Genomic DNA, 277 nt, shown 5'->3' on the forward strand with positions numbered 1-277 from the left:
GGCTTTTCAAGCGCTAGCTAGCTATTATCTTGAGAAACAGCGTGTTGATGTTATTGCTGTGACAGGGTCAAATGGTAAAACGACAACCAAAGATATGATTGCTGCGGTTTTATCAACAGAATACAAGACTTATAAAACACAAGGCAACTACAATAACGAAATTGGTTTGCCATATACAGCACTTCATATGCCAGATGATACGGAGAAAATTGTCCTTGAAATGGGGCAAGATCATATGGGTGACATTCATCTGTTGTCAGAACTTGCAAAACCACAT

The 277-nt window shown here is 39.0% G+C and carries 1 protein-coding gene; it reads left to right on the top strand.

Annotated elements, in window-relative coordinates; genetic code table 11:
* Positions 1 to 277: Mur ligase family protein (locus ACS2QP_RS27615; protein WP_438883041.1), on the top strand; the 277-nt coding region annotated here is incomplete at both ends.

Origin of the sequence: Bacillus cereus group sp. Bce019, assembly GCF_051781745.1 — a bacterium.
Classification (GTDB): Bacteria; Bacillota; Bacilli; order Bacillales; family Bacillaceae_G; genus Bacillus_A; species Bacillus_A cereus.